Source organism: Mesorhizobium sp. WSM4846 (assembly GCF_055811415.1).
In genome coordinates, this window is record NZ_JBVVPZ010000004.1 from 126537 (window position 1) to 139486 (window position 12950).

The window sequence follows — 12950 nt, forward strand, 5'->3', positions numbered from 1 at the left end:
TTAGACCATGCCGGGGTGGCGATTTTTCCCTGAAACGAGTAATGCCACGCCATGACAGCGCCTGATGTGCCGATCGGCGCAGGGACGGCATGGCACATGGTGCATGTCGTTGCCTCGGGGCAGGCCAGAGGGCATGCCTTTGGGCGACATGCATTATGAGCGATGGGATCTGAAAGGGAAAGAAAATGACGATTGCGAGGGAAACAGCCGGGCTTCTGGCGAAACTGGGCGTCGCCGAGGCCGCGCTTTCGGGCGGCGATCTTATCGTGCGCAGTCCGGTGACGGGTGAGCAGATCGCCGCGCTGAAGACGATCTCGCCGGCCGATGCGGCAGAGACCATAGACAAGGCGCATAAAGCCTTCCAGACATGGCGGCTGGTGCCGGCACCGAAGCGCGGCGAGCTGGTGCGGCTGCTTGGCGAGGAACTGCGCGCGCACAAGCCAGAGCTTGGCCGGCTGGTGTCGATCGAGGTCGGCAAGATCCCGTCCGAAGGGCTCGGCGAAGTGCAGGAGATGATCGACATCTGCGATTTCGCCGTCGGCCTCTCCCGGCAATTGTACGGCCTGACCATCGCCACCGAGCGCCCCGGTCATCGCATGATGGAAACCTGGCACCCGCTGGGCGTCGTCGGCGTGATTTCGGCCTTCAACTTCCCGGTCGCGGTGTGGTCGTGGAACGCCGCGCTGGCGCTGGTCTGCGGCGACGCGGTGGTGTGGAAGCCGTCGGAAAAGACACCGCTGACGGCACTCGCCTGCGAGGCGATCTTCAAGCGTGCGGCAGAACGTTTCGGCGATGCTCCGGAAGGCTTGATTTCGGTGCTGATCGGCGATCGCGCCGTCGGCGAAATTCTGGTCGATCATCCTGATGTGCCGCTGGTTTCGGCCACCGGCTCGACTCGCATGGGCAGGGATGTCGGTCCGCGGCTGGCGAAGCGCTTTGCCCGCGCCGTGCTGGAGCTCGGCGGCAACAATGCCGGCATCGTCTGCCCGACGGCCGATCTCGACATGGCCTTGCGCGCCATCGCCTTCGGCGCCATGGGCACGGCCGGCCAGCGCTGCACGACGCTGCGGCGCCTGTTCGTGCATGAGAGTGTCTACGACCAACTCGTTCCGCGCCTGAAAAAGGCCTACGAAAGCGTCTCTGTCGGCAATCCGCTGGAGACATCAGCGCTGGTCGGACCGTTGATCGACAAGGCAGCCTTCGACAGCATGCAGAACGCGTTGAAGGAAGCCGCCGCTCACGGCGGCAAGGCGACCGGCGGCGCGCGGGTCGAGAATGGCCATCCCGACGCCTATTACGTTCGTCCGGCGCTGGTCGAGATGCCCGAGCAGGTCTCGCCGGTGACGGAAGAAACCTTCGCGCCGATCCTCTACGTGCTGAAATACTCGGACTTCGACGCCGTGCTCGACGAGCACAATGCGGTCGGAGCGGGGCTGTCGTCGTCGATCTTCACCCGCGACCTGCAGGAATCCGAGCGATTCCTTGGTGTCGACGGGTCCGACTGCGGCATTGCCAACGTCAACATAGGCACATCGGGGGCCGAGATCGGTGGTGCCTTCGGCGGCGAGAAGGAGACCGGCGGCGGCCGCGAGAGCGGTTCTGACGCCTGGAAGGCTTACATGCGCCGCGCCACCAACACGGTAAACTATTCCAAGGCGCTGCCGCTGGCCCAAGGCGTATCCTTCGACATCGACTAGGCTGGTGAGACCCTTGTCGTGGCGGCTGCGCCAATAGCCGCCACTGCGACCCGTGACGAGTGACGCCGCCAGTGGCTCTATGGAGCGGCTGATGTGGCCCACCACATGTCGTTGAAACGCCACCCGTGCCGACCCATATAGGCATTGCGTCGGATGTTTTCCTCCCATTGCGTCCGGCGCGTTCCCCTCTGGAGGTTTTGAACCTTCATGCCTGGCCGGACTTTAACAGTCCGGCCTTTTTTCTTTTTGGCCGCCCTGTGAAGCTGCGCTGCCGCGAGCGAGGTGTAGAACCGCCATAGGTCAGAGCATCCACGACCGGCAGGCCGCGGTGCTGGCGGCGCGGACGGGCGCCCAACCGGCAGCCCAATGACCGAGAAATGGGCAATTTCGTCAAACTCGACAGCGGCTTGGCAGTAGGGGGTGCGGCGACGGAAGCTGCCATTTTGTCAGAAAATCCACTAGTCTCGCTTGGTTTGCGAGACGGCGAGAGATGCCCGACCTGAAACAGATGCCCGATATGAAGCAAATGAGGTTGCTCGGCATCGTGGCCGCGACGGCGATCGGTCTGTATGTCTGCTATCTCTTGGCGTTGCCTTTTTTGCCCGCATTGACCTGGGCGGTGGTGTTGGCAATCATCCTGTATCCGGCTCATCGACAAGTCGAGGAAAGGCTCAGGAACCGAAACCTGGCTGCACTGATGTCGGTGAGCGTCGCGGCGGTGGCGGTCGGCCTGCCGCTCATCTTCGTGGCACAGCAGCTTGTTCGCGAGGCGATAAACGGCGCCACCTTTGTGGAGGGGGTCATCCGGGGCTGGAACACAGATGCCTTCGTGTCAGATTATCCCAGGCTTTCGGCCGTTGCCCAGTGGATCGAGAACCAACTCGATCCGGCCGGCACGGTCGCCGCATTTGTACAATGGCTGACGGGACAAAGCACATCGCTGTTCGCGGATCCATCAATCAGGCCGTGATGTTCGTGCTGACATTCTATCTGCTGTTCTATTTTCTGAGGGACCGTGAACCCGCCCTGCGGGGGATCGAGCGTCTGTCGCCCCTGCGTGCACCGGAGACGGCATATTTGCTGTCCCGCCTTGCCGAGACGGTACATGCGATCCTGATAGGCACCGTGCTTGTCGCCGCTGTGCAGGGAACGCTGGGCGGCCTGATATTCTGGTGGCTCGGCCTGCCCACTCCGGTCTTCTGGGGCTTGGCAATGGGACTTCTTGCCATCGTGCCGGTGCTTGGCGCATTCCTGATCTGGGTGCCGGCAGCGATCTATCTCGCCCTGGAAGGGGCTTGGGTGAGCGCGGCGATCCTGACCGTCTGGGGCGGCGTGGTCGTCGCCGGCATCGACAATCTGCTCTATCCGATACTTGTCGGGAATCGGTTGCGGCTCCACACGGTGGTCGCCTTTGTCGGTGCTGTCGGTGGTATCGTCCTGTTTGGAGCATCCGGGCTCGTCCTCGGCCCTGCGGTGATTGCGGTCACCGTCAGCCTCATTGACATCCTCAAGAAACGATTGAACGACCAAACCGGGGCGGAACTGACGCCAAAGCGCGACACAAAGCCATCACGTCAGTCGAGAGCCGCGCCTGGTCGTGAATAAGCATGGCCACGCGCCACCAGTTCGATTCCAGACCTAAAGAACGTGGAAGGCCCGTATCGCTCGCAAAGGGTGCGCTTACCCACGGCGTCGAACATTTGCGAACCTCCAGCAAAGGCATCACGTCGTGGATGAAGCTTTGCAGGTCGACCCAATAATCGAGGCTGGCCGAGGCGAGCGGGTTGGCTTTCTGTCATGCGCCAACCGGCCTCATGGGTGGAGCTGCAAGTCTGCGGCCGACCCGTGAAACCTCCAGAGGAGGTGGGGCGCAGTCCATTCGATCGGGTGCGGAGAAAAGCGTCGATCGGGTGGACAGTTTCCCGTTCGTCGTCCCATTATCGATGCCAGGCGTTTGGTGAGTTGTGGAAGCATGAAGATTGCATGCGTTGTAGGCGGCGGGTTCCTCTTTTATCGAGTACATCCGCGCTTTGTTGGAGAGCCAAATGCAGGAATTCCTTCTTTTTGTGATCGTAGGGTTTTTAGCTCAGGCCGTCGACGGAGCTCTCGGCATGGCCTACGGGGTGGTTTGCTCGACCGCACTACTGGGGTTCGGCGTGTCTCCTGCACACGCTTCGGCGTCAGTTCATGCGGCCGAGCTGTTTACCACGGCGGCCTCGGGTTCGGCTCACCTCTATCACCGCAATATCGACTGGAAGCTTTTCTGGAGGCTGATGCCATTTGGCGTGCTCGGCGGCGTTCTCGGCGCTTTTGTGCTCACCTCGTTTGAAGGGGCCGTCATGAAGCCATATGTGACCACATATCTTGCGCTCGTCGGAGCCTGGCTCCTGTTCCGTTCCTTCCGACGGATCCCAAGCAATCCGGTCCCTGACGCCGTGGTACCTCCGCTTGGACTTGGTGGTGGATTTCTCGATGCCGCAGGGGGTGGCGGATGGGGACCCATCGTGACGACGGGTCTTCTCGGTTTTGGCGGAACGCCCCGCTACGTTATTGGTACGGTAAATGCCACTGAGTTCCTTACAACGTTGTCGGTGTCTCTGACCTTCCTGTTTGCGTTGTTAACGGGCCATTGGGCGGAGGCAGGAGAGCTGACAGAAAATCTGATCGCCGTTGCCGGCCTGGTCCTTGGCGGGGTGATCGCAGCGCCGATGGCCGGATTGATGGTGAAGTCGATCGCAGAAAAGACGCTTCTCAGGCTCGTTGGTACTCTCATCATACTGCTGGCGGGCTGGCAAACCGCGCAACTCTTCGAACTGGTATAAGCTGAAGACACATCGAAAAAGGTGTCGGCGTCGATTCCCTGGCGGCCGTGCGGGAGACAAAAACTCAATTCCCAAATGGAACGAAGAGGCCCCATTGTTGTTTGGATGCCTTGGACAACCGGAGGCCGAGTCGATGAGAAAATTGGTTGCAACAGCAGGGTTGGCGCTGGCGGTCGCGATGCCTGCAGCGGCTCAGGACGCCGCGACGGCGAAAGCCGAGTTCGTCAACATGGCCGGCGAGAAGAACGGAACGGCCACGCTGACCGAGACGGCGCAGGGTGTGCTGATAGAGTTGGAGGTGACGGGACTGCCGGCGGGCGAATTGGTTGCGTTCCATGTTCATGAGACCGGAAACTGCGATCATCAGACCGGCCATGACTCGGCCGGTGGGCACTTCAATCCGACGAATGCCGAACATGGATATCTCGCCGGAAAAGGCCCGCACGCGGGCGATATGCCAAATCAGCGGGTCGGCGCCGACGGCGTTTTGCGTGCTCAGGTTTTCAACAGCATGGTCAAGCTGGATGGTGGGGAAACGGCGATACGAGGCAAGGCATTGATGATCCACGGTGGGCAGGACGACTACAAAAGCCAGCCTGCCGGCGATGCCGGAAAACGTCAGGCCTGTGCCGTGATCGAGTGAGAAAACCCCAAGCGCGTAGCCGACATATGATCTGACCGGCGCTACAGTTCGGCGGCCAGGCAGATGGTCGGAGCCTCTGGCATGAGGATAAGCCAGACGGTAAGCTCATGCGCCTGCAGAGGAACTGGCGACGCAGCCATTGCGCCGAGGTTGGCCTTCATTTGCGACTGCCGGATCATTGCATGAACGTTACTTCTCCTATGGGTGTGCCCGCCACGGGCCTTGCCCACTCAGCCATTTCCGCCCGCGGCCTGGTCAAAACCTTCGGCAAGCTGCGTGCCGTCGATGGTATCGACCTCGATGTGCCGCGCGGCATTATTTTCGCTATCCTGGGTCCGAACGGCGCCGGCAAGACAACGCTGATGCGGATGCTTGCGACGCTGTCGCGTCCCGACGCCGGCTCCGCGACCGTGATGGGGCACGATCTCGTGCGGGCCCCGCACGAGGTCCGTGCGGCAATCGCGATGACCGGGCAGTTCGCTTCGCTCGACGAGGACCTGACGGGCCGGGAGAACCTCGTCCTGCTCGCCCGACTCTGGGGTTTTCGCGGTCGTGCCGCGAAAGCCCGTGCGGACGACCTGCTCGCGGCTTTCGGCTTGTCCGAAGCGGCGACGAAGCAGGTGAGGGACTATTCGGGTGGCATGCGAAGGCGGCTCGACATAGCCGCCTCGCTGATCGTCACGCCGGGCGTGCTGTTCCTCGATGAGCCGACCACGGGCCTCGATCCGAACGCCCGCAAGGATGTCTGGGGCATGATCCGCGGCCTCGCCGAGGCCGGCGTCACCATCCTGCTCACCACGCAATATCTCGAAGAGGCCGATCAACTCGCGGCACGCATCGCCGTCATCGACCACGGCAGGAAGATTGCCGAGGGCACCAGCCGCGAATTGAAGGCGGCCACCGGTTCCGGGTTTCTCCATGTCGCGCTCGCCGATGTTGCGCGGCTGGACCAGGCGGCGTCGATTCTGGAACGCCGGCTGGAGCACCCTGTCCAACGCAGTGCCGAGGGCGCCGAACTCTCCGTCCTTGCCGGCACGGCGAAGGCCGCCAACGAGGCGCTCGCCGACCTGGTCGCTGCCGGCATCGAACTGTCGGATTTCTCCATGGGCCAACCCAGCCTTGAGGAGGTCTTCTTCGCGCTGACGGGCCAGCCGAGCCTGGGTGAAAGCCGGAAGGACGACAAGCCATGATCGACACGACATCCCTGCAGCGGCTGCAAAGGGTCGCCCGACCGAGGACCCCATCAGCCCTTTCCAACGCGCTGGTGTTCGGGTGGCGCGCGGTGCTGAAATTCAAGCATGTGCCGGAGCAGCTCTTCGATCTGGTGATGACTCCGATCATGTTCACGCTGCTGTTCACCTTCGTCTTCGGCGGTGCGCTCGCCGGTTCGCCTGGCGAATACCTGCAGTTCTTCCTGCCCGGCATCCTGGTCCAGACCGTAGTGTTCAACGCAGTCTATTCGGGCATGGGTTTGTCGACCGACCTCGGCAAGGGCTTGTTCGACCGCTTCCGGTCGCTGCCGATCTGGTCGCTGTCTCCGTTCGCCGACCTGATGGTGGGTGATATCCTTCGCCATTTGATTGCCGCCTCGATCATCCTCACCATCGGGCTGATCCTCGGCTACCGGCCGGAGGCGGGCATCCTCGGCGTGCTTGCCGCCTTCGCCATGCTGATCGCCATCGGGTTCGGCATGGGCTGGGTATTCATCGTGCTCGGCCTGCTGATCCGCACGACAACCACAGTGATGACGCTCGGCTTTACCTTCCTGTTCCCGCTCGTCTTCGCCTCCAACATCATGGTCGATCCCGGGACCATGCCGGACTGGCTGCGGGCCTTCGTCGAAGTCAACCCGGTGTCGCTGATGACGACCGCGCTGCGCCGGTTGATGGGTGGCGGGGCGACACTCAGTCAGGTCGTCCTCGCCCTGATCGCGCCGGTGGCGCTGACCGCGATCCTGGCGCCGACGACACTATGGCTGTATCTCAGAAGGTGAGAGGCATAGCGGAAGAGGTATCCCTACGCGACATGCACCGTGCGCTGCCTCGGCTTGACCGCGGTGGCGAGCAGCAGGCCGGCGACGATAAAGGCGGCGCCGGCGAGGTCGTAGTCGTGCAAGCTTTCGCCTAGGAAAAGATAAGCGAGCACGGCGACAAAAACAGTCTGCAGATAGAGCAGCATGCTGGCGCGCCCGGCGCCAAGCGTCTCGACGCTGCGGTTGTAGAGGTAATACATCAGCGCGCCGCCCGGGCCAGCGACATAGGCGAGTGCCAGAAGGCCGTTCGCATGCAGCGCCGAACGCTCGCCGGAAAACAGCTCCCAGAGATAGAGGGGCAATGCGGCCAGCGCGCCGGCCCCCAACAGCAGGACCACCGTCGGCAGCAGTTCGATGGCGAATTTGGCGCGACGCAGCAGCACGGTGTAGAGGCCCCAGCAAAACGCGCTGCCGACGATCCACAACTCGCCGGGATTGAACTGGAGCCGCATCAGCGCGGTCAGGTCGCCGCGCGCCACGATCACCACCATCCCGACCAGAGCGAGCAGCGCGCCAAGCGCCTTCCAGATGCCGAGGGGCTCGCCGAGCACGAAGCGGGCAAGCACCATCGTCATGATCGGCGACAGCGCCATGATGATGCCGGCGGTCGTCGCGTCGGTGTAATTGAGGCCCGTGTAGATCATGCCCTGACAGAGGGTCAGCCCGATGGCGCCGATGGCCAGCACCTCGATCGCCCGGGACTGGATCAGTGCGAGCATCGGCCCGTGATGACGATGGACGATAGGCAGCAGGATCGCGCAGGCGAGCGCCAGTCGCCAGAAGCAGAGCGCCCACGGGGGCATCTCGGGGGCGACCCACTTGGCTGCGATGTAGACGCCGGCGGACAGGAGCCAGCAGAGCGTCGCGGTGGAATAGGCGAGTGGAAGCGATGCGTCGGCTGTCGTCTTGGCTACGCCAGGATGGGCTATCGGCAGCGATTGCATGCCCGTCTCCTCCCACCGCCGATCTTAGCAAGATTGCTGCGTCTTGCCGAGCAGCAAAGTCAGCTGTTTAACCTTGAATTCAAAAAAGGTGAGCCATTGCGGGTCTTGCTGCTCGCGCCTTGAGGCCGGTGCGAGATCACTACAGAGGCATAGGCTACAGGCCTGCCTCCTCAGACGAAGCAGGCTCATACCTTGAGATGAAGCGTAACCAAAACAGTGCTTTCGGCACCCTCTTCGAAACGAGCGGTGAGCCGCAGCCAGTTGCCGAAATGGCCGAGACGGGCAGCCGCAACACCGTCCTGGGCGGTTGGCATTTCCAGGCTTGTGCCTTCGCGCACCCAGTGCATGCCGTCGGGCGATATTTCGACCCAGGCTGTCGGCGCGTCCGACCGGCGACCTCAGCGCGCGCACGAAGATGATCGCTTCCCGCGCCCAGCCGGCTTCATAAGGCTCGCTCGCCGCCTCGGGCAACTCATCAACAACGCGACGTTCCAGCCGTTCCGCGTTTTCCTCGCAGTCGCGGCTCTCTACTTTGTCGTCTGCTATCCATTGTCCCAGCTGTCGCGTCTGCTGGAAAGGAGGCTCCATGCCGGAAGTGCTTATTGATAATGTCCACAAGAGCTTCGGAGCTGTCGAAGTCGTCAAGGGCGTCTCGCTGTCCGTCAATCGGGGCGATGTGTTTGCGTTGATCGGCCGCTCCGGTTCCGGAAAAAGCACGCTTCTGCGCTGCATCAACGGATTGGAAAAGATCAATTCCGGCCGCATCGAAGTTGCCGGCCACGCCGTTGGCCGAGACCCGAAAGAGTTGCGCAAGCTGCGCACCGATGTCGGCATCGTCTTCCAAAGCTACAATCTCTTTCCGCACCTGACGGTGAGCGAAAACATCATGCTGGCGCCGCGGATCGTCAAATTGGTGTCGAAAGCTGAAGCCAAAACCACTGCGGAGGTTCTCGGCATGGTTGGCCTGTCGGAGAAGTTCGACGCCTATCCCGACCAGCTTTCCGGCGGCCAGCAGCAGCGCGTGGCGATCGCCCGCTCGCTCGCCATGCGTCCCAAGGTGATGCTGTTCGACGAGGTGACGTCGGCGCTCGATCCGGAACTGACCGAGGAGGTGCTGAACGTGCTGGAAACGCTCGCCCGTAACGGAATGACCATGCTGCTCGTCACCCACGAGATGGGTTTTGCCCGCCGGGTGGCGACCACAACGATTTTCATGCATCACGGAAAGATCTGGGAAGAGGGGCCTTCGGTGGAACTCTTCGGCAGGCCGAAGACCCCGGAACTGCAGCAGTTTATTAAATCGGACGTGAAGTAGCCCGGCAAATCAGGCCGGGAGCCGCCACATTCGCACACGACCTGTACCACGCAATTCCGTTTCCGCGAGTGGGTCGCAAGCAAAATTTGGTCCAAGCAGTTTGCGAGTTGCATCCGAAATACGGATTTCGTCGGGCTCCGCTGACGTTTGAATACGTGCGGCGAGATTAACGGTTTCGCCCCACAGGTCATAGGCAAACCGCCTTTTGCCTATGACGCCCGCGACGATTGGTCCTGAGTGAATTCCAATTCTGAGTCTTATCGGTTCTCCTGCGAAGCGTTCGCGCTTAACCGCCTTCCGCAGTTCAAGTGCATAGTGCGCAAGGGCTTCTGCATGATCGGATCGCGCGACGGGCAGGCCAGAGACCACCATCACACAATCGCCGATTGTCTTGATCTTTTCGCAGCCGTATCGTTCCGAGAGCAGATCCGCCGCCTTGAAGAAGTAATTTAAAATAGCCAGCGTTGTCTCGGCTCCGACACTCCGCGCTCTTTCCGTAAAGCCGACGATGTCGGCAAAAAGCACACTTACGTCAGCATGGCTGTCTGCAATTTGTTCGTCCGCCTTTAACCGCTCCGCGATCGACGCCGGAAGAATGTTGAGGAGTAGGCTTTCGGCGCGCTGGTATTCACGCGACAATCCCTCTTGGCTCTGCCTCAACGCCTCGTTCGTCAACTGTAATTTTTCGTTGAGTTGACGCTCCCTCTCTTGCAGGAGTGTCATTTCATAAGCCTTCTGTTGAAGCCGCTGCCTATTGTCGCGTTCGGCAGTGGCGTCAAGAAAGAGCAGCCATACGCTTGCATTGTCAGCAAAAAGATGAAGATCCGCAACACGCCCGTTGGGCAGTTCGACCATGGCCATATGATATGGAAGCTCCGGGCAAGGCAGCAAGCCTTCCATGAATTCAAGCTGCTCGGCAACAGGCTTACCGATGCAAAGTGATGATAGGCCGTAATGTTCAACATTACCGCCCTTCGCAGCTATGCAAAGCTGGGAATCAATTTTCAGATATGCGACAGAGTGCTCGTTGTAGAAGAAATTGTAAATCCAGCCTCTGACTTCTCTTGGCAACGCTTGCATGGTCTATTTGGTGACCATCGAAGCAAGCTGACGAAACGCATCGTCAACATGTTCACCCGAAAGCGCACTTGTTAGATAGATTTGCCATCCAAGTTGCCTCAGTTCGTTAATCTCACTATCCGGTATTGCCCATCGGTCGGCCAGATCGGATTTGTTGAACAGCAATACAAACGGCATAGGGCCGAATTCGGCCTCGGCCCGCTCGCGCAGCGTGAGCGCCACGGCAAGAGTAGCGGCGCGGGTTCCATCGACGACAAGCACGAGCCCGCTCGCACCTCGCACATAGCTGACGCGGAAGGAGCCGATGTCGTCTTCGCCGGCCAAATCCCACAAAATCAGATCCACGGTTTTGTCCGGGAATGCGACACTCTTCTTGTCGATTTTCACTCCCACCGTGGTCAAGTAGGTTTCTGAAAAGATGCTTTGCACAAACCTGCGAACCAGACTCGTCTTTCCGACAGCGAACCCGCCCAACATGCAGATCTTTTTTTGCAATAACCTGGGCCCTAGTGGAAGTTTACCGTAACCGAAACTCTGCGATTGGCGGAGCTCCCGGTTCGGCTATTCTCAGTCTCCGCCGGCTCAAAAGTGCCCGCGCCGCGAACCAAAAGCGATTCCGGAGCGACGCCGCGCTTCTTGAGAAGCGCACGAACTGTCTCGGCGCGGGCGGCGCTGATCGACGCGTTGGCCGTCTCACGGCCCACGGCGTCCGAATGGCCAGTCAACATGAACTGTGCTGTTACGCCTGCCTTGCGGGCGTCCTTGGCCAATTCCTTCAATTGATTCGCCAATTGGTCGAGAACCGGCAGTTGCTCTGGTCCCGGTACAGCCTTGCCAGAATCGAAGAAAATGTCGACCGCTTGAATAGCCTCCCTCAAATGCGTGAGTTCCTGAGGGGTCACCTCGCGCAGCTCGGAAATTTCTAGAGAGAGTCCGTCCGCGGCCAGTTGTTGGGCGGCGACCCGCGCCCGATCTATCCAGGCGGCAGGAGCCTCGCCCACGACAACGATGCGATCCTTGATGATCGAAAATCGTACTGAATCCGGCGGAGCCAGCGACGCCATCAGCCGCTTCACCACGAACTTCGGATCAAGGCTCTGATAGAATTGCCACTGCGAATGAACGCGAGCAGGATCAACCCCTGTTCCGGACAGCAGAGCCTGCGGGTCGGCAGCCTGCGGGTCTCTCAGGCCGGAAATATAGAAATGCCCGCCACTCGCCCTTTGTTGGGCGACGATGATTCCCGGTTGGGCCTCAAGACGCGACACATAAGTCTGCCAGTGCTCCGCCGCACGTGCTTCGGGGCTCACATCACGAACCTTGGAGAAGTCGAATACCGGTCCGCCTGCCTCAAGCTGTCGGGCCGCTACGCGTGCCCGATCTATCCAGGTGTCGGGAGCCTCACCCTCGGCAACGATGCGATCCTCGACGATCGAAAGCCGAACCGATTTCGGCGGGGTCAGCGACGCGGTTAGCCGCTTCAGCACGAACTCCGGATCAAGGCTCTGATAGAATTGCCACTGCGAACGAACGCGGGCAGGATCGATCTGCGTTCCGGACAACAAAGACTGCGGGTCGGCGGCAAGCGGGTCTCTCAGGCCGGCAATATAGAATTGGCCATCGCGCACCTTTTGTTCGGCAACGATGATGCCCGGCTGGGTTCCCAGTCGCGACACATAGGCCTGCCAGCGCTCCGCCTCGCGTGCTTCGGGGCTCACATCACGGACCCTGGAGATATCGAATACCGGTCCGCCTGCCTCAAGCTGTCGGGCCGCTGCGCGTGCTCGATCTATCCAGGTGTCGGGAGCCTCACCCTCGGCAACGATGCGATCATTGACGATCGAAAGTCGTACTGAATCCGGCGGAGCCAGCGACGCCGTTAGCCGCTTCAACACGAACTCCGGCTCAAGGCTCTGATAGAATTGCCACTGTGAATGAACGCGGGCGGGATCGACCTGCGTTCCGGACAGCAAAGCCTGCGGGTCGGCGGCAAGCGGGTCTCTCAGGCCGGCAATATAGAATTGGCCATCGCGCATCTTTTGTTCGGCAACGATGATGCCCGGCTGGGTTCCCAGTCGCGACACATAGGCCTGCCAGTGCTCCGCCGCGCGTGCTTCGGGGCTCACATCACGAACCTTGGAGATGTCGAATACCGGTCCGCCTGCCGAAAGCTGTCGGGCCGCTGCGCGTGCCCGATCTATCCAGGTGTCGGGAGCCTCACCCTCGGCAACGATGCGATCCTCGACAATCGAAAGCCGAACCGATTTCGGCGGGGTCAGCGACGCCGTTAGCCGCTTCAGCACGAACTCCGGATCAAGGCTCTGATAGAATTGCCACTGCGAATGAACGCGGGCGGGATCGACCTGCGTTCCGGACAGCAAAGCCTGCGGGTCGGCGGCAAGCGGGTCTCTCAGGCC

At 61.0% G+C, this 12950-nt stretch carries 12 protein-coding genes and 2 pseudogenes; 9 read left to right on the forward strand and 5 right to left on the reverse strand.

Annotation, left to right across the window (positions count from 1 at the left end):
• Positions 1 to 185: 185 nt before the first annotated feature.
• The 7 genes from amaB (at position 186) to AC0L15_RS05930 (ending at position 7155) form a co-directional block, all read left to right on the forward strand.
• Entirely contained in the window at positions 186 to 1697 is a 1512-nt protein-coding gene (gene amaB / locus AC0L15_RS05900; RefSeq protein ID WP_287246173.1) for an L-piperidine-6-carboxylate dehydrogenase, read from the forward strand.
• A gap of 490 nt (positions 1698 to 2187) precedes the next feature.
• Positions 2188 to 2667, forward strand: coding sequence for an AI-2E family transporter (locus tag AC0L15_RS05905; protein WP_473495997.1), 480 nt, complete (start codon positions 2188 to 2190; stop codon positions 2665 to 2667).
• A complete protein-coding gene (locus AC0L15_RS05910) occupies positions 2667 to 3302 on the forward strand; it encodes an AI-2E family transporter (protein ID WP_473495998.1) in 636 nt (211 codons plus the stop codon). Before AC0L15_RS05905 ends, AC0L15_RS05910 begins: the two co-directional genes overlap by 1 nt.
• 440 nt (positions 3303 to 3742) lie before the next feature.
• Positions 3743 to 4519, forward strand: a complete 777-nt coding sequence (locus AC0L15_RS05915; RefSeq protein WP_027153183.1) for a sulfite exporter TauE/SafE family protein — start codon at positions 3743 to 3745, stop codon at positions 4517 to 4519.
• A gap of 133 nt (positions 4520 to 4652) precedes the next feature.
• Positions 4653 to 5162 carry a superoxide dismutase family protein gene (locus AC0L15_RS05920; protein WP_287246177.1) on the forward strand — a complete coding sequence of 170 codons (510 nt, stop codon included), beginning with the start codon at positions 4653 to 4655 and terminating at the stop codon, positions 5160 to 5162.
• 182 nt (positions 5163 to 5344) lie between these two features.
• Entirely contained in the window at positions 5345 to 6352 is a 1008-nt protein-coding gene (locus AC0L15_RS05925; protein WP_287246179.1) for an ATP-binding cassette domain-containing protein, read from the forward strand.
• The gene (locus AC0L15_RS05930; protein ID WP_473495999.1) at positions 6349 to 7155 is read left to right on the forward strand and encodes an ABC transporter permease; all 807 of its coding nucleotides are present in this window, start codon (positions 6349 to 6351) and stop codon (positions 7153 to 7155) included. Before AC0L15_RS05925 ends, AC0L15_RS05930 begins: the two co-directional genes overlap by 4 nt.
• A 23-nt stretch (positions 7156 to 7178) precedes the next feature.
• On the opposite strand, the gene AC0L15_RS05935 is transcribed toward AC0L15_RS05930, so the two are convergent.
• On the reverse strand, positions 7179 to 8138 hold the full coding sequence (locus AC0L15_RS05935; protein WP_287246183.1) for a DMT family transporter: 960 nt from the start codon (positions 8136 to 8138) through the stop codon (positions 7179 to 7181).
• Between the two features lie 185 nt (positions 8139 to 8323).
• A pseudogene (locus AC0L15_RS05940) lies at positions 8324 to 8633 on the reverse strand (hypothetical protein).
• Between AC0L15_RS05940 and AC0L15_RS05945 the strand changes: the two are divergent.
• Both AC0L15_RS05945 and AC0L15_RS05950 read left to right on the forward strand, forming a co-directional pair.
• Positions 8577 to 8744, forward strand: a pseudogene (locus AC0L15_RS05945) (amino acid ABC transporter permease); the annotation flags it as partial. The pseudogenes AC0L15_RS05940 and AC0L15_RS05945 overlap by 57 nt on opposite strands.
• Entirely contained in the window at positions 8725 to 9453 is a 729-nt protein-coding gene (locus AC0L15_RS05950; protein ID WP_287246187.1) for an amino acid ABC transporter ATP-binding protein, read from the forward strand. The pseudogene AC0L15_RS05945 and the gene AC0L15_RS05950, both read left to right, overlap by 20 nt.
• A 9-nt stretch (positions 9454 to 9462) precedes the next feature.
• On the opposite strand, the gene AC0L15_RS05955 is transcribed toward AC0L15_RS05950, so the two are convergent.
• The 3 genes from AC0L15_RS05955 to AC0L15_RS05965 are packed head-to-tail and all read right to left on the reverse strand — an operon-like array spanning position 9463 to position 12659.
• A complete protein-coding gene (locus tag AC0L15_RS05955; RefSeq protein ID WP_236389333.1) occupies positions 9463 to 10533 on the reverse strand; it encodes an adenylate/guanylate cyclase domain-containing protein in 1071 nt (356 codons plus the stop codon).
• Between the two features lie 3 nt (positions 10534 to 10536).
• Complete coding sequence (locus tag AC0L15_RS05960; RefSeq protein WP_236389330.1) at positions 10537 to 11028, reverse strand: Rab family GTPase; 492 nt, start codon at positions 11026 to 11028, stop codon at positions 10537 to 10539.
• 11 nt (positions 11029 to 11039) lie between these two features.
• Entirely contained in the window at positions 11040 to 12659 is a 1620-nt protein-coding gene (locus AC0L15_RS05965) for an OmpA family protein (RefSeq protein WP_473496000.1), read from the reverse strand.
• Positions 12660 to 12950 lie beyond the last annotated feature (291 nt).